This window comes from Actinomycetota bacterium, from assembly GCA_030774015.1.
Taxonomy (GTDB): Bacteria; Actinomycetota; UBA4738; order UBA4738; family JACQTL01; genus JALYLZ01.
This window is the reverse complement of the sequence record JALYLZ010000134.1, coordinates 1-22,974: the sequence shown is the minus strand read 5'-3', so window position 1 is coordinate 22,974 and position 22,974 is coordinate 1. Positions and strand designations below refer to the sequence as shown.

Annotated in this window: 27 protein-coding genes and 1 pseudogene; 9 read left to right on the top strand and 19 right to left on the bottom strand. The window is 70.5% G+C overall.

Annotated features, from left to right (window positions below):
* Window positions 1–436: 436 nt before the first annotated feature.
* The 11 genes from M3Q23_13415 to M3Q23_13365 all read right to left on the bottom strand — a co-directional run bounded on the left by M3Q23_13415 (window position 437) and on the right by M3Q23_13365 (window position 7,618).
* Window positions 437–1,006 (bottom strand): GNAT family N-acetyltransferase, encoded by a 570-nt coding sequence (locus tag M3Q23_13415; GenBank protein MDP9343057.1) that lies wholly within the window; start codon window positions 1,004–1,006, stop codon window positions 437–439.
* Complete coding sequence (mshA, locus tag M3Q23_13410; protein ID MDP9343056.1) at window positions 1,003–2,277, bottom strand: D-inositol-3-phosphate glycosyltransferase; 1,275 nt, start codon at window positions 2,275–2,277, stop codon at window positions 1,003–1,005. Before mshA ends, M3Q23_13415 begins: the two co-directional genes overlap by 4 nt.
* Before the next feature lie 177 nt (window positions 2,278–2,454).
* Window positions 2,455–2,805 (bottom strand): hypothetical protein, encoded by a 351-nt coding sequence (locus tag M3Q23_13405; GenBank protein MDP9343055.1) that lies wholly within the window; start codon window positions 2,803–2,805, stop codon window positions 2,455–2,457.
* Window positions 2,802–3,380, bottom strand: a complete 579-nt coding sequence (locus tag M3Q23_13400; protein ID MDP9343054.1) for a helix-turn-helix domain-containing protein — start codon at window positions 3,378–3,380, stop codon at window positions 2,802–2,804. Before M3Q23_13400 ends, M3Q23_13405 begins: the two co-directional genes overlap by 4 nt.
* An 80-nt stretch (window positions 3,381–3,460) precedes the next feature.
* Window positions 3,461–4,447, bottom strand: a complete 987-nt coding sequence (locus M3Q23_13395; protein ID MDP9343053.1) for an asparaginase — start codon at window positions 4,445–4,447, stop codon at window positions 3,461–3,463.
* Window positions 4,448–4,477: 30 nt separating this feature from the next.
* On the bottom strand, window positions 4,478–5,029 hold the full coding sequence (locus M3Q23_13390) for a hypothetical protein (protein ID MDP9343052.1): 552 nt from the start codon (window positions 5,027–5,029) through the stop codon (window positions 4,478–4,480).
* 39 nt (window positions 5,030–5,068) lie between these two features.
* On the bottom strand, window positions 5,069–5,326 hold the full coding sequence (locus M3Q23_13385; protein ID MDP9343051.1) for a hypothetical protein: 258 nt from the start codon (window positions 5,324–5,326) through the stop codon (window positions 5,069–5,071).
* Window positions 5,327–5,444: 118 nt separating this feature from the next.
* On the bottom strand, window positions 5,445–5,639 hold the full coding sequence (locus M3Q23_13380; GenBank protein ID MDP9343050.1) for a hypothetical protein: 195 nt from the start codon (window positions 5,637–5,639) through the stop codon (window positions 5,445–5,447).
* A 3-nt stretch (window positions 5,640–5,642) separates the two neighbouring features.
* Complete coding sequence (locus M3Q23_13375; GenBank protein ID MDP9343049.1) at window positions 5,643–5,789, bottom strand: hypothetical protein; 147 nt, start codon at window positions 5,787–5,789, stop codon at window positions 5,643–5,645.
* A 159-nt stretch (window positions 5,790–5,948) separates the two neighbouring features.
* Window positions 5,949–7,043, bottom strand: coding sequence for a site-specific integrase (locus M3Q23_13370; GenBank protein MDP9343048.1), 1,095 nt, complete (start codon window positions 7,041–7,043; stop codon window positions 5,949–5,951).
* Entirely contained in the window at window positions 7,040–7,618 is a 579-nt protein-coding gene (locus tag M3Q23_13365; protein ID MDP9343047.1) for a hypothetical protein, read from the bottom strand. The genes M3Q23_13370 and M3Q23_13365 overlap by 4 nt, the downstream gene beginning before the upstream one ends.
* Window positions 7,619–7,774: 156 nt before the next feature.
* On the opposite strand from M3Q23_13365, the gene M3Q23_13360 reads away from it, so the two are divergent.
* The 8 genes and pseudogenes from M3Q23_13360 (at window position 7,775) to M3Q23_13325 (ending at window position 14,231) form a co-directional block, all read left to right on the top strand.
* Window positions 7,775–8,044 carry a helix-turn-helix transcriptional regulator gene (locus M3Q23_13360; GenBank protein MDP9343046.1) on the top strand — a complete coding sequence of 90 codons (270 nt, stop codon included), beginning with the start codon at window positions 7,775–7,777 and terminating at the stop codon, window positions 8,042–8,044.
* A gap of 360 nt (window positions 8,045–8,404) precedes the next feature.
* A complete protein-coding gene (locus M3Q23_13355; protein ID MDP9343045.1) occupies window positions 8,405–10,441 on the top strand; it encodes a bifunctional DNA primase/polymerase in 2,037 nt (678 codons plus the stop codon).
* 411 nt (window positions 10,442–10,852) lie between these two features.
* On the top strand, window positions 10,853–11,179 hold the full coding sequence (locus M3Q23_13350; protein MDP9343044.1) for a hypothetical protein: 327 nt from the start codon (window positions 10,853–10,855) through the stop codon (window positions 11,177–11,179).
* A 577-nt stretch (window positions 11,180–11,756) separates the two neighbouring features.
* Window positions 11,757–11,897: a ribbon-helix-helix protein, CopG family gene (locus M3Q23_13345; GenBank protein ID MDP9343043.1), complete on the top strand. Its 141-nt coding sequence runs from the start codon at window positions 11,757–11,759 to the stop codon at window positions 11,895–11,897.
* On the top strand, window positions 11,894–12,271 hold the full coding sequence (locus M3Q23_13340; protein MDP9343042.1) for a hypothetical protein: 378 nt from the start codon (window positions 11,894–11,896) through the stop codon (window positions 12,269–12,271). Before M3Q23_13345 ends, M3Q23_13340 begins: the two co-directional genes overlap by 4 nt.
* Window positions 12,272–12,467: 196 nt before the next feature.
* Complete coding sequence (locus tag M3Q23_13335; protein MDP9343041.1) at window positions 12,468–13,673, top strand: phage major capsid protein; 1,206 nt, start codon at window positions 12,468–12,470, stop codon at window positions 13,671–13,673.
* The gene (locus tag M3Q23_13330; GenBank protein ID MDP9343040.1) at window positions 13,670–13,870 is read left to right on the top strand and encodes a hypothetical protein; all 201 of its coding nucleotides are present in this window, start codon (window positions 13,670–13,672) and stop codon (window positions 13,868–13,870) included. The genes M3Q23_13335 and M3Q23_13330 overlap by 4 nt, the downstream gene beginning before the upstream one ends.
* A 145-nt stretch (window positions 13,871–14,015) precedes the next feature.
* A pseudogene (locus M3Q23_13325) lies at window positions 14,016–14,231 on the top strand (WhiB family transcriptional regulator).
* A 174-nt stretch (window positions 14,232–14,405) separates the two neighbouring features.
* Here the strand turns inward: M3Q23_13325 and M3Q23_13320 are convergent.
* Genes M3Q23_13320 through M3Q23_13285 form a run of 8 tightly spaced genes read right to left on the bottom strand, consistent with a single transcriptional unit; the run spans window position 14,406 to window position 22,264 of the window.
* Window positions 14,406–14,867, bottom strand: coding sequence for a GNAT family N-acetyltransferase (locus tag M3Q23_13320; protein ID MDP9343039.1), 462 nt, complete (start codon window positions 14,865–14,867; stop codon window positions 14,406–14,408).
* Between the two features lie 26 nt (window positions 14,868–14,893).
* Window positions 14,894–15,214, bottom strand: coding sequence for a hypothetical protein (locus M3Q23_13315; GenBank protein ID MDP9343038.1), 321 nt, complete (start codon window positions 15,212–15,214; stop codon window positions 14,894–14,896).
* Between the two features lie 54 nt (window positions 15,215–15,268).
* Window positions 15,269–15,793, bottom strand: a complete 525-nt coding sequence (locus M3Q23_13310; protein ID MDP9343037.1) for a cupin domain-containing protein — start codon at window positions 15,791–15,793, stop codon at window positions 15,269–15,271.
* 44 nt (window positions 15,794–15,837) lie between these two features.
* Window positions 15,838–16,341, bottom strand: coding sequence for a hypothetical protein (locus M3Q23_13305; GenBank protein MDP9343036.1), 504 nt, complete (start codon window positions 16,339–16,341; stop codon window positions 15,838–15,840).
* Window positions 16,338–16,658, bottom strand: a complete 321-nt coding sequence (locus M3Q23_13300; GenBank protein ID MDP9343035.1) for a helix-turn-helix domain-containing protein — start codon at window positions 16,656–16,658, stop codon at window positions 16,338–16,340. Before M3Q23_13300 ends, M3Q23_13305 begins: the two co-directional genes overlap by 4 nt.
* Before the next feature lie 44 nt (window positions 16,659–16,702).
* Window positions 16,703–17,887, bottom strand: coding sequence for an acyl-CoA dehydrogenase family protein (locus tag M3Q23_13295; GenBank protein MDP9343034.1), 1,185 nt, complete (start codon window positions 17,885–17,887; stop codon window positions 16,703–16,705).
* Entirely contained in the window at window positions 17,865–19,034 is a 1,170-nt protein-coding gene (locus M3Q23_13290; GenBank protein MDP9343033.1) for an acyl-CoA dehydrogenase family protein, read from the bottom strand. The genes M3Q23_13295 and M3Q23_13290 overlap by 23 nt, the downstream gene beginning before the upstream one ends.
* Window positions 19,035–19,069: 35 nt before the next feature.
* Complete coding sequence (locus M3Q23_13285; GenBank protein MDP9343032.1) at window positions 19,070–22,264, bottom strand: AAA family ATPase; 3,195 nt, start codon at window positions 22,262–22,264, stop codon at window positions 19,070–19,072.
* A gap of 62 nt (window positions 22,265–22,326) precedes the next feature.
* On the opposite strand from M3Q23_13285, the gene M3Q23_13280 reads away from it, so the two are divergent.
* On the top strand, window positions 22,327–22,875 hold the full coding sequence (locus M3Q23_13280) for a GNAT family N-acetyltransferase (GenBank protein MDP9343031.1): 549 nt from the start codon (window positions 22,327–22,329) through the stop codon (window positions 22,873–22,875).
* The last annotated feature ends 99 nt before the right edge of the window (window positions 22,876–22,974 follow it).

The window sequence follows — 22,974 nt, the reverse complement described above, 5'->3', positions numbered from 1 at the left end:
CGGGGCCGAGGGGTCAGGACGCCGCGGGGGCCCAAGAGCGAAATGGGAAGGGCCCGAGAGACTTCTGGCTCGTCACCGGCCGAAACCGGCGACCACCGTTGGCCTCTCGGGCCCAGGTGCCCCGAGCAACCTCGCGCGTCGCGGGACTGGAACAGTCGCCCTTTCGTTGGGCTTTGGGGCCTCCCGAACCTCCCCACCCGTAAACCGAGGTGGCCTCCCCCAGCGTACGAGCAGGTGCGCCCAGTTGGCCTTACGGCTTTCCCAGGGGGTTCTGCTTCCTTCTCTGCGACTGCCGCTCCAGCTGCTCGGAGCGAGGCGAAATGTAGCGGCGGGCCCTCGCCCCGTCAAGGACACAAACCCGCAGGTCAGAAGGCATACCCGCTGGTAGGGGCGTTGGGAGAAAGAGTGACAAGAAGCGCCGCTAGTCTGAGTCAGACTAGCCGACGGCCTCTTCCGCATGGTCCGGTGCCGGCTCTGCCATCCAGCGAGCCCGCGCGGCGTCGAACTCCTTGCGGTTCACGCTCATCACCACGTGGTCCACCCAGCGGCCGTCCTTGAACGACCGCTCCCGCAGGGTGGCCTCACGGGTGAATCCGCACCGCTCGTACGCGCGGATCCCGCGGTCGTTCTCCGCGAGGGTCCACAGCTCGACCTGATGCAGGTCGAGGCGGTCGAACGCGTGCGACAGCAGCGCCATCACCGCGTCACCGGCCAGCCCCCGTCCCAGGAACTCCGGCTCGCCGACGTACAGGTACATGGCGCAGATCCGGTCGCGCCGCCGGAACCGGTTCAGCCCCACCCGGCCGATGGGGCGGCCGTCCACGCAGATGACGAAGGGATGGCCGTCCATGCGGGAGCGCGTCTCGTCGTCGCGGACGTCCTCCATCGAGAACGGCCGCTCGTAGTCCATGTTCCACCACACGTCCGGCTGGTTCTGCCACCGCAGGATCAGCGGAAGGTCGGACTCCTCGATGGGCCGGAGGGTCACCCGGCGGCCCCGGATCACGACCGGACCGGGGACGGGCTGCGCGCGCCGAGGAGCTCCCGGTACACCGAGAGGATCTCGCCCGCCGTGGCGTCCCAGGAGAACCGGAGCGCATGCGCCACCGCTGCGTCGCCCATGCGCCGGGTCCGATGGGGGTGCGACAGCAGCTCCAGCAGCCGGTCGGCGTACGCCGCGGGGTCGTAGCCCGGAACCAGGAACCCCGTCTCGCCGTGGCGGACCACGTACCGGAGGCCGCCGGTCTCGGCGGCCACGACGGGAGTCCCGCACGCCTGCGCCTCCAGCGACACCAGGCCGAAGGACTCGGAGCGAGACGGCACCAGCACCGCCTCGGCGGCCGAGTAGAAGTCGGCCAGCCGGCCCTGGGGCTGAGGTGGGAAGAACATGACCCGGTCCCCCATCCCCACGGCCGAGGCCAGGTCCATGAGCCGGGCCACCTCGGTGGTGCGGTCGGTGCTGCCGCTCGGGCCTCCCACCACGGCCAGCACGACGTTCGACATGGTGGCCGGGTCGCGGGCGATCGCTTCGGCCATGGCGCGTACGGCGATGTCCGGCCCCTTGTGGGCCTGGAGCCGCCCCACGAACAGCACCAGGCGAACCCCCGCCAGGTGCAGCCGGCGCTTGGCCTCCTGCCGATTCCGGGGGAAGAACGTCTCGTGGTCCACGCCGCCCGGGACGATCCGGATCCGGTCCGGGTCCGCCCCGTACAGGCCGACCAGGTGGGCCGCCTCCGCCGGCGTGGGGGCCAGGATGCGGTCGGCCCGCTCGATGACGCGTTCCTCGCCGGCCAGCCGCGTGGCCGGCTCGGGGCCCTCGCCCAGGGCCAGCGAGCGGTTCTTCACCTTGCCGAGGGTATGGAACGATGCCACCAGGGGCACGCCCCAGATCTCCTTGGCGCTCCGCCCCACCCATCCCGAGAGCCAGTAGTGACTGTGCACCACGTCGTAGTCGACGCCCTCGTCGTAGCGGTGCTCCAGGATCCCGCTCAGGAACGCGGGGACCAAGCGCGGGAGGTCCTCCTTCGGCACGGGGGAGCAGGGCCCCGCCTGGACCTGGATGACCCGGGACCCCGGCACGACCTCCTCCACCGTCGGAACACCCCGGCCGGCGCAGCGGGTGAACACGTCGACGGCGACACCCTGCTCGGCCAGGCGCTCCGCGACCTCCCGGATGTACACGTTCATCCCGCCGGAGTCGCCCATCCCCGGCTGGTCGAGCGGGGAGGTGTGCACGCTCACCATCGCGACGCGGCGGCGCTGGGGCTCGGTTGCCATCGGGGTCCCTTCGAATTGCATGCTTGTATCGATGTTACGCGAGGTTTGAGTTTTCCCTGCCCGAGTCGTTTCGAAGCAGGACGCCGAATGCAACGAACCCGCCCTCGAGACCTGGACGGATCCGGGTTCCCGGGACGGGTTCGCTACAGGTGGCCGCTCATGTGGAGTTGGCCGGCGTCAGCCGACCTTCTCCGCGGCGGTCCGGGCAGCCTCGGCGTTGGCCACCGCCGCCTTCTTCACGCTCTTGGCGGCGGTCTTGACCCGGCGCCGGGCAACCTTCGTCTCTTCGGAAGCCCGCTTCACCGGCTGCGAGCGCTTCACGCCCGACAGCAGGGCCGCGCCGCGCTTCACCAGCCCGTTGTAGGTCCTGGTGAACTTGCGCTGGCGGGTGGTCGCGAACCTCTGGAAGTCGAAGTCCCGGACGCCGCCGGCGAACTCCTTGGTCTTCTCGACCGCGAGGTCGCCGAGCCCGAGGGCCGCGTGCAGGGCCTCCCGGCCCTTGGCCTGGACCTTCGTCTGTACCGTCATCGTGCACCTCCCTTCGTGGTCGCTCGAGAGGATGGAGAGCGGGAGGGCGAAGGGGAGCCGGGTGAGGGCTTTGGATCAGCCTGTGTCTCCGCCCTCCCGCTCGCTCGGTTCCGGGACCGGGTCCTTGCGGAGCCGGACCGGACGTCGATGGAGATGGGGATGACCTCCGCGGACGGCGCCGCCACCGCGGGGGGCGCTGCCGCCTGCTGCTCGGGAAGCACCTGCTTGCGGCTGGCCCGGCGCCGGTCGGTCTCGTCGCGGAAGCTGTGATACACGGCGATGAGCGCCTGCTTCTGCCGTTCGGTGAGCCCGGGATCGCCCATCACGGCGGCCACGACGTCGGCCCGCGGCTGCTCCTCGAGGATGCCCGCCTGCACGTACAGCGTCTGCGAGGAGATCCGAAGCGCCTTCGCGATCGCCTGGAGGATCTCGGCGCTCGGCCGGCGAAGACCGCGCTCGATCTGGGACAGGTACGGCAGGGAGACACCGGCCAGCTTCGACATGGCCCGCAGCGAGAGCTGCGCGCCCCGGCGCTGGGTCCGGATGAACTCCCCGAGAGCGGCCTTCGTCTTCATCACGACGTGAGTCTACTACCGGTGTATAACAGTTGCAAACGCGCGGAAGCCTTTAGCAAACGCTTCGGTGGCTCGGGAGGCTAGTCGGAGGTGAGGTCGAATGACACCACGATCTCACCCGCCGGGCGGCCGCCCCCCAGCACGTCCGGGCGGGCATGGGGACGGAGCCGGTCGACCTGGGACTCGTCCAGCACGTCCAGCTGGGCCAGTGCATGGATCAGCGCGGGGCCGGCGGCGCGGGCCGTCCCGTCCGCCACTTTCACCGCGACGCCCAGGCCCCGGTCCAGCGCCGACGCGCACATGAGGCCTTCGGCGCCGCCCTTCACCACCACGTTCGGCGCCACCTCCATCACCGCCGTGTCGGTGCGCTTCCTTCCGGCCACCAGGTAGGGCTCGGAGACCATGGCCGCCGTGGCCCGCCGGACGAACGGTCCCAGGGCGTCCCACCGATCGGGGTCCGCCAGGCGGGCGAAAAGCATCGCCATTCGAGACAGCGCCATCCCGTGCACGGGCACGCCGCAGCCGTCGATGCCCACCCGGACCTCCGGTGCATCCGTCCCCCGCAGCACCGCCTGGAGGACCCGCTGCTGGAGCGGCTCTGTGGCCTCCAGGTACTGCGACCGGTCCCAGCCGGCCCGCACCGTGGCCAGGACCATCCCGGCATGCTTCCCGGAGCAGTTGTGCAGCTCGCGGCGCTGGGCCCCGGCGTTCGCCATGGTGTCGGGATCGAGGGGCCATCCGGGCGGGTTGCGCAGGGCCTCGGCGTCGAGCCCGGCTCGTCCCAGGATGCCCAGCACCGTGGCGACATGGACCTCCTCACCGTTGTGCGAGGCGCACATCACCGCGACCTCTCGATCGGAGAGCTGCTCGGCGTCGTCGCCCATCACGGAGAGCGACACGGCGGCCTGGAGGGGCTTCATGCAGGACCGGGCGAACACGGACTGCTCCGGCTCGCCCGCGTGCGCCAGCAGGCGACCCTGCGCGTCCCACACCGCCACATGGCCGAGGTGGATGGACTCCTCGAGCCCCGATCGGAGCACACGGACCAATGTGGCCGGATCGTTCACCCGATCGAGCCTAGTCGAGAAGTCGGATCGCTAGGTGACGATCAGGGAGGGGTCGTCGCGGTACCGGCGCCGAAGCTCAGCCTGGAGCCGGTCGTGCGCCTCGATCACGGCGGCCCGGTCCGCCGAGACGCCCTGCTCCTCCGAGCGGAGGCGATCCACGACCTCGGCCAGATCGTCGTCGGAAAGGGCCCGGGGGTCCGAGATGGCCGGGTCGGCGATCAGGCTCTCCACCCGCCGCCGGGCCAGGCTCATCTCCTCGGGCGGGACCAGCAGTCGAAGGACCTCGCCGCGGGACCCCGAGCCGCCGCCGGGAGGCGCCATCGAGTGGGCCAGCTCCTGCACGATCGACTCGTCGTCGGGTCCGAACGGCTCGACGTCTCCGGCCCGGCGATGGTCGAGGTGCGCGCTCAGGATGTCCAGGCGACCCTGCAGCAGCCTCCGCAGCAGGGACTGGTACTCCCGTTCGGCCAGGCACTCGTCCCGGCGGCGCCTCACCTCGTCCAGGGGGAGGCGCTCCAGGTCCTCGGCGTAGCCGGGGCCCTGGATCCGGTCGATTCTGCGCTTGCCGTTCGGCTCGGCCACGGACGACTCCTTCGCGAGGGCGTGGGGGCCGTGCGCATACTAGCCGCTCCCGGCCGGGACAGCCGGTCGCTCGCTACGCCTGGCCGGACGGTCGCTTCCGGCCCGACCAGAGCGTCCTCGCTGCGGCGGGAAGGGCGATGCCCAGTAGCCGCCTCCGCCACTCGATCCGCCACCGTAGCCGCCGCCGTGGTGGAAGAACACGAAGTACACGATGAGGTAGATCACGACCGCGGCGACGGCGTAGATGGCCACCCACTTCTTCCATCCGCCGCGGTATCCGGTCCGCTGCTCGGCCATGCGAGCACCTCCTCGGATCGGGAGCGCCATGTAGTACTACGGCCGGAAGGCGGGATGGGTTCGTTCGGACGCCGCCCTCTCGGTGCTGTCCTACCCAGCCCAGCCGCCAGGCCTGGCCCTACCCGAGGAGCGAGAACCCCACCCAGATCAGCTGCGGCGCCACGAACAGCGCGATCCCGAGCAGCGTCAATCCTTCGCCGCCCTCGTCAGGCTCTTCTGGCTCCTGCCGTGCTCCTCCAAGCAGGCCCCAGGTTCGCGTCCGATTGAACCCTGGGTCCCACCCGAGGCTCCCCGCTCCCGCCAGGACCATCATGAATCACGCGATCGCACAGCCGACCCCGAAGTTCCTGGAGAATCGATCGCGACGGGCCAGCGAGATGAGCGCACCCATCACCGCGGCCGACGCCCAGGCGACCGCCGACCACACGATGATCTGCCGGACCATGAGCCATACCCGCGACACGGCCGCAGAAAGGCTACGCGAACGAGAAGTTGCAGTTCTCCGACGCATGGTTCACCCCGGGTCGCCCTGGTCCGCCGGGGGACGTTTCCGCTGGTCAGGGGCCATGCTCGGGAGACGCGACGGACCGCATGTTGAGCCTGTTGCGTCCTGCGATCTTAGCTAGTTCTTAGCAGCGGTCTGCCCGAGCACGTTCTCCAACCGCTCCGCCGCCGCCTGGTCCGCCGACGGGATGAAGTGCGCGTAGGTCCGCAGCAGGACCGCCGCGTCGTGCCCGAGCCGACCGGCGACGGTCTTCACGTCCACCCCGGCGGACAACAGGGCCACGGCGTTTGAGTGGCGCAACGTGTGGAAGGTCGCGTCGAAGCCGTGCTCGGCGCAAAACGCCGCGAACAGGCCCCGGAACCGGGCCTCCGCCATCTGGTCTCCGAGGGCCGTGGCGACGACGCAGGTGTCCTCAGTCTGGCGAACCCCGACCCGGAGCAGGTCTTCGGCCTGCCACGCCCGGTACCTCCTGAGCGTGGCCAGCGCGCTGGTCGGCAAATACAGGCTCCGGGTCTTCCCCGACTTGGTTCGCCCCCACCAGGACCGGGAGACGGTGAGTACGCCTGTGGCGAAGTCAATGTCCCGCCACGTGACGGCGATCGCCTCGGAGACGCGAAGCCCCCCGGCGAGCCCCAATACGACGGCCGACTCGATACGGTCGCCCCGGACTGCCTCAAGCATCCGAAGCGACTCCTCGGCCGATAGGTGGCGTGCCTCATCCCGCTCCACCCGTGGCCGGCGCACGGCTAGGCAGGGGTCGGCCACGAGCACGCCCGTGCGGACCGCGTGGCGCATCGCGGCCCGTAGCACCGTGTAGGTGAAGGCGGCGCTGGAGCGCGACGGGATGCCGGCCAGGAGGCCGAGGACTTGATCGGAGTCCAGATCCCGTAGCGCGACGTCCCCCACCGTCGGGTCGATCTGGTTCCGGATGGTGCTCCGGTACCTCCGGAGGGTGAGGGGTCGCCGGCCGGCGACCTCAAGTGCCTTGAGCCAGTCCTCCATGAACGCGGAGACGGTCCCGGTGGCCTTCGCTGGGCGGAAGCCGCGGTCAACGTCGGTGAGGAACGTCCGCTTGGCGTCCAGGGCCGCCTTCTTCGTGTCCCGGGTGATCCACCGCTGCTTGGCCCTCCCGCCCTCGCGGAAGGTAGCCACCGCCACCCATCGGCCGTTCCGGCGGTACAGGCCCGGCGTGTCGGTGCGTTCGAGGTTCACTTCTCCTCCTTGTTCTCCGAAGTCGGCGGGGTCGGAAGCTGGACGATGGTGATTTCGTTGGGGGAGGTCGCCACCAGGTTCCCGGACATGACCTCGCCGGGGGTGTGAACGTTCTCTACGAGCAGGCCCTCGATCCAGTCGGGAAGCTCGTCAGGCAGTCGCTCAATGGCAAGCCCGCGCCGGCGGGCAGCCGTTAGGTGATTGCGGATCTCGATGGGGGTCCGGCCAAACTCCTGGGCCAAGCGCTTCCTCGGCGTAGGCTCGCCGACCCGCTCCAGCAGCCATCGTCTGGCCACTAGTTGCCGGAGGTACTCGTCCGGCAGTCGGTGCTTTCGGTCGCTGGGCTCAACGGAAACCTTCTGCTCGCCGGACTCGCGCCAGAAACGGCCCACGAGTTGGCCGAGAGCGAGCTCTCGCAACCGCGTAGCGGTGATCCCGCCCGGCGGTGAACCCTCACGCTCGGACACGTCAACCCTGGTGACCACCAGCTGGCCGTCGCGGTTCGCAAAGGTGATCGTCACCCGCCACGGGAAGCCGGGCTGCTCGAAAGCCTGTTCCTTTGTCCACCTGTCCACGGGAGGGACGTTACCACTTTGTTGCGACCTGTTGCCATGTGTTGCGCGACGTGACAGGGACCCAGCCTGACGCAACCCCCGGGGGGGTGCGGAAGCTGGCAGAAACGATAGCGACGCAACGCCCGACACCCGTTGCGCCGGTGCTACCGTGGAGGCGTGAGCGTAGACGACGTGACCGCCGAAGCCGCAGCGGATTCGCTGAGGGACCTCGTCCGCACCAGGAGGATGCTCCCGTCGCCGGTCATCCGCCGGGCGATCCGGGAGGCGGCAGGCGCGAGCCAGGCGGACGTCGGCCGGTCCCTCAGGGTCTCCAGGGCCACCGTCTGCCGGTGGGAATCCGGCAAGCAGACGCCTCGGGGCGAGCACCTGGCCGGGTATGTCCGAGCTCTCGCGGAGATGTCCAGTGTCGATCTGAGCGCCCTGTGACTGAGCGCCCCTGGCTCACCGCCCAGGACCTCATGTCCCCGCCGTGGTCGATGCCCAGGAGGTGGGCCTACGGGCTGCTCCGCGACCACGGAGTCCGGATCAGCGAAAGGCGGCTCGTGATCCTGCGGTCGGAGGTCGTGCGGGCTCTAGGCGGCGACAGGACCCGGCCGTGAAGCCCGAGGACCCTTGGGCCAGAAGGACGGCCCGCCGGCTCGGCTACCGGCGGCATGACGGCCACTGGCACCGCAGCCGGTGGAGGGGCCTGCTTGTCCGGCTCAAGTGGTGGCTTCTGTGGCCCCGCTCGTGATTCCGCCGGACCTCCTCGGGGCGGCACTCGCCTACGCGGCGCTAGGCCGGCCAGTGCTCCCGCTGTTCCCGGCCCAGGACGGGGCCTGCTCGTGCTGGAAGGTGGCCGAGTGCGACTCCCCGGGCAAGCACCCGCTGTCCGCGAAGGGGTTCGCCCCGAACGGGCTGAAGGATGCCACCACCGACCCCGAGCGGATTCGCTTCTGGTGGAAGGCCGAGCCGCGGGCCGGCGTGGGCATCGCCTGCGGGGACGGCCTGGTGGTGCTGGACGTGGACCCTCGCAAGGGCGGGAACGAGACCCTGGCCGCCCTGGAGGCTCGCCACGGGCCGCTTCCGCGGACGCTCACCGTATCGACCGGAGGCGACGACGGTGGGCGGCACCTCTACTTCGCCGGGGATGCCGGCACCGCGACACTGGGGGACGGCTTGGACTTCCGGGGACGAGGGGCCTACGTCGTGGCCCCCCCGACACCGCGACCCAACGGACGGCGGTACCTGTTCCGCGACCTGTACCGCAGCCGCGCCGTCCCCGTCCCGCGTTGGATGCTGAACGGCCACGCCGAGCGGGAGCCAGCCCCCCAGGACCTCTCGGGTGTCTTCCACGACGGCGAGGGCCGGTTCCGCATCCTGTCCTCCCTGGCCGCGTCCCTGGCGCGTCGCGGGCTCGGATTCGCCGAGATCGTGGAGCACCTGGAGCTCTACAACGCGAACCACTGCCGCCCGCCGAAGCAGCGGGCTGACTTGGAACGGTACGCCCGGCACGTCTTGGACCGCGGCTCCGCCGAGGGCCTGTTCGAACACGTAGCCTCGGCCCAGGTTTCTTCGGTCGCTTCTGACGCTTTGGTCGCATTCGCAGCCCCCGGTGGCCCGCCGTGGCCGACGCTCGACCCGGAGGCGTTGCACGGGCTGGCCGGGGAGTTCGTGCGGGCCGTCGAGCCGTACTCCGAAGCCGACCCCGCGGCCTTGCTCGGGTCGCTCCTTGTCATGTTCGGCAACGCCGCGGGCGACGGTGCTCACGCGGTGGCCGAGTCCGACCGCCACCCCGCCCGCCTCAATGTGGTCGTGGTGGGGGAGACCTCCCGCTCCCGGAAGGGGACCTCCTACTCCCGGGCCCGGGACGTGCTCTCCCGGGTGGACCCCGCATGGGCCGCGGACTGCGTGGCCTCCGGCCTGTCCTCAGGGGAGGGCCTGATCGCCGCAGTCCGAGACGGGGTGGACGAGGACGACCCCGGCGTGGCCGACAAGCGCCTGTTCGTGTTCGAGCCCGAGTTCGCCCGCGTCCTGGCCGTGGCCGGGCGAGAGGGCAACATCCTGTCGACGGTCCTCCGGGGAGCGTGGGACGACGGCCGCCTCCGGGTGATGACGAGGAAGGATCCGCTGCGGGCCACCGGCGCCCACATCGGCGTCCTGGCGCACGTCACGGCGGCAGAGCTCACCCGGCGCCTATCGGACACCGAGATGGCGAACGGGTTCGCGAATCGGTTCCTGTACCTCCTGGCCCGGCGCTCGAAGCTGCTCCCCCGAGGCGAGAGCTTCCCCGAGGACAAGCTGAACGGGCTGGTGCGGCGGCTCCACGAAGCCCTCGCCGCGGCCCGCCGCATCGGCCGGATGCATCGCTCCGAGGAGGCCGAGGAGTTCTGGGACGGCATCTATCGCCGCCTCGCTGACGGTCCCGAGGGGCTGGTCGGCGCGGTGACGGCCCGCGCCCAGGCCCAGTGCCTCCGCCTGTCCGTGGCCTACGCCCTGCTCGACGGCTCCCCCGTAATCGAAGGCCAGCACGTCCTCTCCGCCTATGCGGTGTGGGAATACGCGGAGCAGTCCGCGGTCCGCATCTTCGGTGACGCCACCGGCGACCCCGTGGCCGACCGCTTGCTCGAAGCAATCCAGGCGGCCGGCTCGGCGGGGCTGGACTTCACGGCTCAGCGCGACCTGTTCGGGCGGCACCGCTCCGCGGAGGTGGCCCGAGCACGGGCTGGCCTGGAGCGTCGTGGGCTCATCGTCACCCGCACCGAGGAGACCGGCGGCCGGTCCCGGAGCGTCTCCTACGTTGCGACCGAAGCGACGAAAGCGACCGAAGGGCCTGTCCGGTGAGCGCGAGCGGGGCTTCGGTCGCATCGGTCGCTTTCGTCGCAGACGCAAAGAGCCCGGCCGAGCCCTGCCGGCGAGTGGCCCACTGCCCGCCCGAGGAGCTTGCCACGCTCCGCCGCGAGGTCGAGCGGTTGGATGAGTGGCGGGCCAGTCTCCGCCGCGAGGTCGAGCTATACGGGTTCGGGAGGGTGCCGGCGTGGCTGGAAATCCGATGCCATCTGGCGGAGCAACTGCGGTGGGCGGTGGCCCAGTCCATAGCCCGCGGGCTGCGGCATCGGAAGGAATGCCGGGCCGGGAGGATAGCGGCGTGAGCATCCCGGCGGCGATGATCTCCTCGGAGCGGGAGGTCTACGAGACGCCGAACCCCCAAGGATCGCATGACCCACTGACACGACCGAGAGAGAGGAGCAGGACGTGCATGAGGAACTGACGGGTGACGAACTGACGGGTGACGAACTGAACGCCGAACTGGCCGCCGAGCCGCGACAAGTGGGCTCGCTAGTGCGCTCGGGCGCGTTGACGTGGAAAGTGCTGAGGCGTGAGAAGGAGCTTGAGTGTCCCCACTGCGGGGCTGGCGTCTCCATCGCCTACGACGAACCGGCAGGCGTTTCCATCGACGTGACGGCGCTCCCCCAGGTCCACGTCCTGGCCAAGCAGCTGGCGGCTCAGCATCAGCGCAGGGCCGTCGTGGAGCGCGACGAGGAGGGGCAGATGGTCGCGCTCCGCATCGAGCCGGCGTAGGGGGCAGTCGATGCCGATGGTCCCAGCCACTCGATGCTTCTTCTGCAACGGGCCCTCACCCTGCTCTACCCACAAGCGTCCGAAGACTTCAACGGGCGTGTACGACCGAGGACCGTGGCGCTACCAGATACGCCCAGCCTTCCTCCGCGACCACCCCACCTGCGAACGATGCGGCGCACCAGCGACAGACGTGGATCACGAACCACCCCGCCGAGTGCTAGTCCGTAGCGGAGTAGCGAACCCCGACGCCATCGAGTACCTACACGCGCTGTGCCGTCAGTGCCACTGGGCCAAGACCGGGGCGCAAGCTCGTAAACCAACTTGACCATCCCCGTGCTGTATGACGGTGGGGGGTGTATGAGGCCGTCCTCATACACGGGGGCGGGGGGGTGGTCAAAATCTCTGAGGTCGTGCTCACACAGGACACTCGTGTGGCGTCACGCACGCGCGTGACAGTTTTCGGCTCGACCCTTTCGTGCCTGGCCGCCTCGGATTCCTTGCCATGACCGGTACAACTGTCGGCAGAGACATGGGCGCACGACGGACGACGAGGTTGAGACCACCCGGCCCCCCCGCGATGTACGTGCGGCGGGTGGTGGTCATGGAGGACCCCGAGGTCGTGAAGCGGCTTGAGGCGCTGTCCCGAACCTACGGCCGCTCGCTCTCGGCCGAGGTCCGGGCGGCCGTGCGGTACTGGCTCGCGGAGTACGAGGCATGAGCGAGCTCGGTTTCTACGAACGCATGGAGCGGGCTCTCGCCGCGGGCGACACCGACCCCCAGACCGCGCTCACATCATCGAGAGCCCGCCTCGACCAGCTCCAGGCCCGCTACCACCAGGAGGCCCGGAACCCCTCGTCCTTCGCCGCCGTGTGGCTGGCGAACGTTGAGCTCATCCTGGCCATGGCCGTTGACCGGATGCTCGTGTGCCGCGTGAACGGCGACGAGCTCGGGCTGGCCGAGGAGGATCTACGCGCCCAGGCCATCGCCGCCGCGCTCGACAAGGCGAACAGTGCCCTCGGCAGCCTCGACCGCAGGGCCGCCCTCGCTGCGCTCGATGCGTGCTGGGCGATGCTGCGCGACGCCGTTCCTTGACGCCCGCCTGACCCTCAGACCAACGCGGCGAAGGAAGCTCCGCCCGGGGCGAGAACTGAGCCGCCGGCCAAGTAGCGCCCCACGCGGGCGCCCACGAGGAGCCGCATCCCGAACCAACCCGGCCCAGGAGGCCGGCAGTTCGCTTGCGGTTCCCCAGCCCACCGACCTCCTGGCCCCCAATCCAGGAGGTCCGTCCGTGAACACCGATGCACTCACAAGAGACCTGAGAGCGGCCCGCGCCCGCGCCCAGGAGGCATGGAGCGAGTTCGCCGGCGCCCGCGACGCGGCAGGCATCGAGGGCAAGACAGCCGACCCCGCCACGGCGCGGCACATCGAGCGCCTGCACCAGGGGTACGAGGACGCCGCCGAGGGCCTGAAGGCTGCAGAGAAGCGCTTCCAGGCCGGCTCCTTTCCGAGCTCCGGGCCGACCGAGCCGCCCCCGGAGACGGGCTTCCCCGGGGGGGCCGGGTCGTGGCGCACGATGGGAGCCCCGCCGCTGGCGCTCTCGGAGTCGGCGGTCCGGGATCTCCACAAGGCCGCCATGGCCGGGCGGATCGAGACGAAGGTCATCGACTCGACCGCCGACCCGATGGCCACGGTCGCGGAGTACCGGCTGTCGCCGTTCCCGTACCTCCGGGAGCAGACCCGGGTCCTCGACTACATCAAGGTCCAGGCGACCCAGAGCCCGAGCGTCATCTACTTCCGGGCGCTCGCCGCCGCCTCCGCCGCCGCGACGGTGGCCGAAGGCGCCGACAAGCCGGAGTCATCCCCGACCTGGGAGTCGGTGACGGCCCCGATTCGCAAGGTCGCCCATATTGCCCGCGCCACCTACGAGACGGTGCAGGACTTCGACGCGTTCACCTCGGTGCTCGGCCAGGAGCTCCTGGCGGGGCTGATCCAGGCCGAGAACGACCAGCTGCTCAACGGCAACGGCACCGCCCCCAACCTCACGGGCCTGCTCGCCACGACCGGCATCCTGACCCGGGCCCGGGGGACCGAGGCGCAGATCGAGACCCTGTTCTCCGCGACCTCCGACCTGCGCACGGGCGCCGCGTACACCGAGCCCGACGTCATCATCCTGAACCCGGCGAACTGGTCCACCGTCCGGCTGACCAAGGACTCCACCGGCCGCTACCTGGCCGGCGATCCCCTGGACCCCGCGCCGTCTCGCCTGTGGTCCGCCCCCGTGGTCCTCACCACCCAGATGCCCGCCGGCACGGGCATCGTGGCGAACCTGAAGCTCGCCGCCACGGCCTACGTCCGGGAGTCTCCCCGGGTGGACACCAACCCGAACGGGGGTCTCGCCGAGTGGAAGGCCAACATCGTGCTGTTCCGGGCCGAGGAGCGCCTGGCCCTCGCGGTGGAGCGGCCCAAGGCCATCGTGAAGGTGACCGGGCTGTGAGAGCGGGCGCCGAGAACAAGATGCGGGTCCGGGTGGCCGAGCGGACCCAGGTCAACCACGAGGGCAAGGTGTACAGGGCCGGCGAGGTGGTGGAGCTGCCCGAGGAGGCGGCCCGCCGGCTCCTGGAGGCCGGCGACGTGGTGGAGGCTCCCGCCACGAAGACGAAGCAACCGGCCAGGGCTCGCGGGAAGACCTGACCGCGTTCCTAGACGCGTCCTGGACGCTGGGGGCGTGCTCGACACGCTGCGGGCTGACGCGGGCACGTCGGCCTGCTCGACGTTCCTGGAGGCCCTGGAGCGCAACGAGTGGCACGCTGATGCCGCCTGCGCCGGTCAGGATGACGTGTTCCTCTCCGATCTCTCGCTCGGCCAGGACCGGCAGATGCCTTCCCCGAAGGTCCTCCTGGCCTTCCTGACCTGCGCCGGCTGTCCGGTCCGGGGGGAGTGCCTGGCGGAGTCCCTACGGCGCGTCAGGGTGCGTCTAGGGGAAGGCGTGGCGACCGAGGCGGCGGCGGCCGGCGTGTGGGGCGGCTCGACCGAATGGGACCGCCGAGGGGTGCGCCATCTTCCCCCGGACGAGGCGGCCGCCGAGCTCGAGCGGACCTTCCCCGAGCGGCTGGCCCGTCGTGTGGCCGCGTTCCACGCCGCCTACTCGAACGGACACCGGCCGCCGCGCTACTTCCAGGAGGTGCGGCGGATGCTGGTGGGGCCGAAGGCGCGGTGGCGGTTGACCTCAGACAAGCAAGAGTAGCCAGCGCCCGTTGTCTGACGGAGGCTCCTCAAACTGGAATCGCCGACACAGGGCGACGGCGCGGCCATAGTCAGGGTTCTTGGGGCTGATGATCGCTACGAGCGCGTCCAGTCTCGGGGGTCCCTGCCTGGCGTGTTCTATCAGGCGTTCCATAAGGTGGTTGGCAAGACCTCGCCCACGCTCCGCTTCGACTATCCCCATGAAGACCTCGCGGTTCTGAGGCCGGATGGGACCGTGCATGTAGTCGGGCTCTTCGCGATACCAGGCCGCCCCGACCGGGCGACCGCCCACCTCGGCCACGAGCGCGAAGTCTCCGGGTCGGCCCCAATCGACAACGGCCCGGGGGTTCGCCGGCGGGTCAAAGGGCAGGGCCATTTCGGCCATGAACGGAAGGTCGTCGCGGGTGGCCTCTCTGATCCGCCAGGGCCGCGGCTCATCGCTCATCGTGCAAGCCTAGAGCGGGCGGCCCCCTACTTCAGCACCGGCTGATGGCCGGGTGGCGCCGGCTCCGCGTGCGCCCAGTGGCCCGGCTCAGGGCCGACCCCGGGAACCCAATGCACCGTCCGCTGGCACCGCAGGCAGTCCCGGACGAATCGGCCGAGCTCCCGCTCCAGCTCGCCCTTCGTAGTGAGCAGCTGCATGCGGAGGCGCTTGGCCGCGAGCACCGTGGGGCCGTCAGCCGGGAAGCCGGCGGCGTGGAGCTCCTCGATCAGCGCGTAGGCGTCCCGGGCGTGCTGGGCGATAGCGTGGACGGAGCGTTCCAGGAGGTCTCGCTCACGCTGGGCCACCACGCCGAACGATCTTAGCTATTGCTTAGCAGCGGCCGAGAATGCGCTGGTCAGCGGCTATGGAAACGAGAAGTTGCAGTTCTCGCAGCGCCAGGCCCCGGTGGGGCCGGGGGCGCTGTGGCCCCCGCACCGGGAGCACCGGCGACAGCGTCCGCCGCTGCCGCAGGCCACGGGGTCGGTCGTGGTTCCCGGCTCGTCCCACGTGGTCATGCCTTCGGCGGGGCGGGGGAGCTGGATCGACAGCAGGTACATGGGCTCGTCGCCGGACAGGAACCCGTGGGGGTGGGTCGCGCCCCGGCCGACCACGACGCCGGTGGCGAGGGGGACGGGCGTGGGCCCGAACTTCGCCTCCCCCGCGCCCCCCAGGATCACCACCCACTCCTCGGAGTCCGGGTGCGAATGCGCATACGCGACTTGGTTCGGGGCGAACGCCTGGAGCGAGATGTAATAGTCGGGCCCGGTGGAGATGGCGATGCGCCGGAACCCGGTCGGGCACAGCTCGGCCAGGTCCGCCGGATGGGCGCCGAACACCCCCAGGTTGTCCAGGACCTCCGCGAGGTCCCCGATCGCGTGGTCGCTCACGGGTGGGAGTCAACCACCGGGGGCGGCGGACCCGCAAGGGGCGGTCATTCGCCCCCGTCCGTCTCCTGTCGAAGGGCCCGAAGCCATTCCAGGTGCTCCCGGTCCTTCGGCCTTCCGGATGCAGACTTCATGCGAATGAGGTCGTCCAGGGCCGCAACCCTGACCACCACACCTCCGATCGACATGTCCGTCGCTGCTGCATTCAGATCCTCGAACCCGCGAGTCCCGGACGGCGTCCCCAGGATGTCCACGGACCCTGCCGAGGTGCCGAACGTGAAGCTGTCCCCTGCTTCCAGAGTCGCAGCGTCCAGGATGAAGGGTAGGTCGGGTGGGACCCCGCGACCTCGAAGTCGTGCCCCCAGGTCTCGAAGAGCCGCGGTGAGGCGCTCCAGGTTCGAGGCGTCACGGGAATAACAGATGTCCACGTCGCCGGTGATGACGGGCGATCCCCTGGCCGAAGCGGCAAGTCCACCGATGAGGACGAAGCGCACCCCGTGCTTGGCCAGACCCTCCAAGACGTCGAGAGGGGCGAAGTCCGTATCGCTCATCCGACGGAGCGCGCCCGGCGGAAGGGTTCCGTCCTCACCCACTCGAGGGTGGCCCGACGAAGGCGCGCGTCGGGGGTCATCTCGATCCGCTCGTCGATGAGCGTGCGATCGACGTCGTGCTCTCGCGGCGTCCGAACGGGCTCCAGTTCCATGTCGCACGCACGGAGGAGCCGCTCCAGGGTGTCCACCGTGGGGGATCCAAGCCCTCGCTCGATTCGCGAGATGGACGGCTGGGGGATGCCGGAGCGGCGGGCCAGTTCGCGCTGGGAGAGCCCGGCCCGGCGCCGGGCCATGTTCAGGATCCGGGCCGCGTTCACGCTGCAATGATAGCAAATGAGCTATCAGTCGCAAGGCTTCGGGGTCACGCCCCCAGCAGGCGGGCGATGACGTCTTTCATGACCTCCGTCGTGCCGCCGCCGATGGGGCCGAGTCGCGCGTCGCGCCAGGCCCGCTGCACTGGGAACTCCATCATGTAGCCGTACCCGCCGTGGACCTGGAGGGCCTCGTCGGCGACCTTCCAGCCCAGCTCGGCCGAGTACCACTTCGCCATCGACACCAGCATGGTGGCGTCCTCGCCGGCCGCCATGGTCCGCAGCGCGTGGTAGGCCAGCGAACGGGCGGCCTCGATCTCCGTGGCCAGGTCGGCGAACCGGTGGCGCCACACCTGGAACCTCCCCACGGGCCGGCCGAACGCCTGGCGGTCGGCCGCGTAGTCGATGCCCAGCTGGAGGGTCCGCTCCGCGCCCGACACCGCCGCGAGAGCCATGGCCAGCCGCTCCCACTGGAAGTTGGCCATGATCGCGTAGAACCCGCGGTTGACCTCGCCGAGGCGTTGGGAGTCGGGGACCCGAACGCCGTCCAGGGCCAGCTCGCCGGTGTGCGAGGTGCGCCATCCCACCGTCTCCAGCCGGCTGGACGACAGCCCGGGCGCATCGCGGTCCACCACGAACAGCGTGATGCCGCGGTGGCCCGCTTCGGGGTCCGTCTTCGCCGCGACCACCGCGAAGTCCGCGATCGAGCCGTTCGTGATGAAGGTCTTCCGGCCCGTCAGGACCCAGTCCTCGCCGTCACGGGCGGCCCGGGTCTCGATGCCTCCGACGTCGGATCCGGCGCCGGGCTCTGTCACGGCCAGCGCGCCGATGGCCCGGCCGGCCACGGCCGGGACCAGCCACCGCTGCCGCTGCTCCTCGGTCCCGAACCGGTACACGTAGTACGGCCCCAGGTCCTTGTGCGCGCCCAGCGCCGCGGCGACTCCGCCCGAGCCGCACCGGGCCAGCTCCTCGGTGATCACCGCGTCGGCGACCAGGTCCGGCCCCGTGCCGCCGTACGCCTCCTCGTACTTCGCGCCGAACAGCCCGAGGTCCCCGGCCTGCCGGACGACCTGCCGGACCGGGAAGTCGCCGTCGCGTTCCCACTCGTCCGCGAACGGCCGAAGCTCCCGCTGGACGAAGTCCCGGACCAAAGCGCGGAGCTGGTCGTGGTCGTCGGTGAAGAGCCCGAACCGCGGGATGTCGTGGAAACGGCTACGGGGCGAACTGGATGCCACCGGCCGTCCCCATGAGCTTCGAGATGACCTCGCGCATGACCTCGTCGGTCCCCGCGCCGATCCGCAACAGGCGGGTGTCCCGCCAGGCCCGCTGGACCCACGAGTCCGCGGAGTACCCGTAGCCCCCGTGGACCTGGAGGCACTCGTTCATCACCCTGTTCACCACCACGCCCGAGTACAGCTTGGCCATGGAGATCTGCTTGACCGGGTACTCGCCGCGCTCCCAGGCCAGCGCGGTGTCGTAGGTGAGTTGGCGGGCCGCCTCCAGCTCGGTGGCCATCTCCGCGAAGCGGTGCTTGATGACCTGGAACTCGGAGATGGAGTGCCCGAACGCGCGCCGTTCCTTGGCGTACTCGAGGGTCCGCTGCATGGCCAGCCACGCGCCGGCCACCGAGCCCGCCACGCCGATCAGCCGCTCCCCCTGGAGCTCCCACATGATCTGGTAGAAGCCCTTTCCCTCGGTTCCCACGAGCGCGTCGCCGGGCACGCGGACGTCGTCCAGGACCAGCTCCGCGGTGTCCGAGGACCGCATCCCCAGCTTGTCGAGCTTCCGGGAGACGCCGTAGCCGGGCGTCGAGGTGTCCACCAGGAACAGCGAGAACCCGTCGTAGCCGGCCGGCTTGTCCGTTCGGGTCACCAACAGGCAGAAGTCCGCCCGGACCCCGTTGGTGATGAACATCTTCCGGCCGTTGATCACCCACCCGTCGCCGTCGCGGACCGCGGTGGTCTCGATCGCGGCGACGTCAGAGCCGGCGTTCGGCTCGGTGATCCCCAGGCAGGCGATCTTCTCGCCCCGGATGGCGGGGACCAGATAGCGCTTCCTCTGCTCCTCGGTGCCGTAGCGGTGGATGGGCGGCGTGGCCATCTCGGACTGCACGGCGATGGCCATGCCGACGCCGCCGGAGCCGCCCCGGGCCAGCTCCTCGGCCAGCACGATGGCGTGCCCCCAGTCGCCGCCCTGCCCACCGTACTCGGGCGGATACCGCAGCCCGAGCAGCCCCAGGTCGCCCATCCGCTCGAACACCGAGTTCGGGAACTCGCCCGCGCGCTCCCACTCCGCCGCGTGCGGCGCCAGCTCGGACTCCACGAACGCCCGCACGCTGGCCCGAAGCTCCTCGTGCTCGGGCGTAAACAAGGGGTGGAGCATGCCGCCGGCGACTCTACCGCACGACTGACCGCCGGTCAGCCGTGAGATTCGAGCTCCGCCAGCTGCGAGCGTGCCCGGTCTGCCAGCAGCGTCGCGCCCTTTCGCTCGTACATGGCGATCGCCTGGCGCACGCGTCGCGCGGCCTCCTCCGGTCGGCCCGCCGAGCCGAGCGCCTCCGCGAGCGCGGCCAGCACGTCGGCGTGCTCCACCAGGTAGTCGCTGCGTTCCACGATGGCCAGGGAATCCCGCAGCGTGGCCTCCGCCTCCTCGTGGCGGCCCTGGCGGGACAGGATGAGCCCGTGCGCCCGCCGCCAGAGGACCTGCGTGGAGAAATCGTCCTCCTGCCCGAGATCCCGTGCCATCTCCACGTACCGGGATGCCTCCTCGGGCTTCCCCAGCGACAGCAACGTGTCGGCGAGATATCCGGCGGCGGTCGAGAGGTACCCGGTCTCGCCCATTGCGGCGAGTTCATCCACGCCTGCGCGTTGGATCCGCTCGGCCGTCTCGAGGTCCTCGGCCAGCTTGAACACCTCGCCGACGAATATGGCCTGGCCCACGGCCACCATGAGCCGATTCCCGATGTCCCGCAGGATACGGAGGCACTCGATGCTCAGTGCTCGGGCCTCATCCGCCCGTCCGGTGAGGGCGGCCAGGTAGGAGCGGAGCCCGAGCGCGAAGGCCTCCAGCCGCTGCGTGCCCTGAAGCCCGCGGGCCGCGCGCTCCGCTTCATTGACCGGGGTCGGGCCCCACAGCAGCGGGCCGAAGAGGAGCGCCAGGCTGTCGATCTCCACCCTACGGTCGGCGGCAGCGCGGGCGAGCGCCAGGGCTTGCTCCATGGCCTCCAGGCCCTCCGCGCACGATCCCAGCCAGAACAACAGCAACCCCTTCCGGTTCCAGACAAGAGCCCTGCCCGACACATCTCCGATCGCGTCGAGCTCCCGGTCGGCCTGCTCGAGCAGTGGCAGGGCCGACGCCTGGCTGCCGCTTGGATCCATGGACATGTTCAGGAATGCCCGGAGGATCCGGGCGCGCCACCCGAGCCCGACGTCGCCCAGGGCTTCTGCGGCTCGGTCTGCCTCGTCGAGTGCCTCGACGCCACTGGCAAGGTCGCCGTGTTCGATCCGCGCTTCGACGAGATCGGGCAGAAGCCAGGCCCGGAACTCGGAGTTGTTCGGCAACAGCTTCACGGCACGACCGAGAAGGTTCGCGGCGGCGGTCATGTCGCCCCGGGCCAGCGCGCGGCGTCCGGCGGACGCCAACCGCTCGGCCGCCTCCTCACCGAGCGCCGCTGTCCGCTGGTCCGTCTGCCCCAGCTCCGAGCGGTACCGGACGGTCTCCTCCAGGTGGTACGCCAGGATCTCCTCGTACTCGACGACTCGATCGCCGGTGGCCCGTTCCAGCCAGGCGGCGAAGCGTTCGTGGAGCTCCGCGCGGACCTCCTTTGGGATGGAGTCGTAGGCCGCGTCGCGGATCAGCAGGTGCCGGAACCGGAAGGCCTCATCGCCGGCGAAGGCTGAACGCCCCGGCCGGATGAGCTCCTTCCGCACGAGGGCCATCAGGCTCTCCGGGACGGCCGGTCGAAGCGGCTCCTGCGTGAGCTCCATCACGGCGCCCCGCCAGAACTCCTTGCCCACCACCGAGGCCCGCTCGATCACGGCGCGCTGGTCGATCCCGAGCCGGTCCAGCCGCGCCGCCAGGAGCGCCTGGATGGTCGGTGGAACGGACACCGTGGACAGGTCCCCGACGGGAGCCCATGCGCCGCCCTCCCGAACCAGCAGGCCCTCGTCGATGAGCATGCCGAGCATCTCCTCGACGAACAGCGGGTTGCCTTCGGCGGCTTCGGTGATGCGGTCAGCCACCTGTGTGGGGAGGTCGGCCGCCCCGACCAGGTTGTGGACGAGCGTGGACGCGTCCTCCGCGGACAGCGGCTCGAGCAGGATCGAGGACGAGTTCATCTTGCCGCCGCCCCACGCGGGGCGTGCGTCGAGCAGCTCCGGCCGAGCCAGGCACACCAGCAGGATCGGAGCGTCCCGAGACCAGTCGGCGATGTGCTCGACGAGGTCCAGGAGGGTGGCCTCGCCCCAGTGGACGTCGTCGAGGACCAGCACCACCGGCCGCCTCCGGGCCAGGGCCTCGAACAGCGCGCGGATCGCCCAGAACGTCTCCTCGGGGACGGCGGAGTCGGCGATGAGGCCGAGCACCTGCGAGACATGGCCGGCCACCACCTGCCCGTGCTCCTCGGATGCCACCAGCTCCGCGATTCGCTCCCTGGCCCGCTCCGGCGTGTCGCCGTCCTCGATCCCCGCGGCCTGCTTGACGGCTTCCGCGACCGGCCAGAACGTGATCCCCTCGCCGTAGGGCAGACACCGGCCCCGCAGCACCGTGCCGCGGTCGCCCACCCGCCCCAGGAACTCCGCCACCAGCCGGGACTTGCCCACGCCCGCCGAGCCCAGGACGGTGAACAGGTGGCAGGAGCGTTCGGAGGACGTCCGGTCGAACGCCTGGAGCAACAGGTTGAGCTCGCGGTCCCGTCCCACCATCGGCGAGTCGAGGCGGCGGGCATGCCCGAGCGCGGTGGGATGCACCTCGAGGAGCCGGTACGCCGGGACCGGCTCTGCCTTGCCCTTCGCGGCGACGGGCTCGACCGGCTCGGCCACCACCGCGTCCCGGACCAGGCGGTAGGTCGGATCGCCGATCAGCACGTCCCCCGGCGGAGCGGCCTGTTCCAGGCGGGCGGCCGTGTTCACGGCGTCGCCGGTGACCAGGGTCTGCCCGGCAGCGGGATCGCCCGCCACCACCTCACCGGTGTTCACGCCTGTGCGGGCCACGATGCTCACCCCCAGGTCCCGTTCCACCTCCTTGTTCATGGCGGCCAGGGCCTCCCGCATCTCCACGGCAGCCCGGCAGGCCCGCAGGGCGTCGTCCTCGTGGAGCACCGGGATCCCGAACACCGCCATGACGGCATCCCCGATGAACTTCTCCACGGTCCCCCCGTGCCGTTCCAGCACTGTCTTCATCTCGGCGAAGTACCGGGACATCAGTCGCCGGAGGGTCTCCGGGTCCAGGCGCTCCCCCAGCTGCGTGGAGCCGGTGACGTCGGAGAACACCACCGTGACGGTCTTGCGGGTCTCGCGGGAGGGAGCCGGCGCGGCCTGGAGCGTCGCCCCGCAATTCAGGCAGAACTTCGCCCGCTCGGGATTGTCCTCACCGCAGACACCACAGCGCGGCATCCCCGGGAGTGTAGGCGGCGTCGGAGGGCCGGTGAAGCGGCGTCCCTCTATGCTCGGCGTCCATGAGCGCTGGCGGACGGATCCGGCATCCGTTGGAAGGGAAGCTGGTCCGTCTTCGGGCCCCGGAGCCCGAGGACGCGGCCCGCCTCAACCCGCTGTTCAACGACCCCGAGGTCCTGGCCGGCCTGAGCTTCCCGTTCCCGCAGCCGGTCTCGGGCTTCGAGGAGTGGATCCGCACGTCGCGAACCTCCGACAGCGAGGTCAACCTCATCATCGAGACCCTCGACGGCGAGCCGATCGGCGGCTGCGGCCTCCGCTTCCTCAACCTTCGCAACCGGAGCGCGAACCTCGGCATCTGGATCGGCAAGCCCCACTGGAACCACGGCTACGGCACCGACGCCGTCCGCACCCTCTGCCGCTTCGCCTTCCGCCACCTGAATCTCCACCGAATCGACCTCCACGTCTACGCGACAAACCCGAGAGCGATCCGCTCGTACGAGAAGGTCGGTTTCCAACAAGAGGGCACGCTCCGAGAAGCGCAGTTTGTCGGTGGCCAGCACGTCGACGAGTACGTGATGGGCCTCCTGGCGCACGAGCTCATCGACCAATAGCAACCCGCGAACGCCGCATGGAGCGCTTGCAGGCGGGGCCGCGGGGGCGGTGGGGGGACCGCGGAGGGACGCGGTGCGGAGCCTCAGGGACCGCACAGC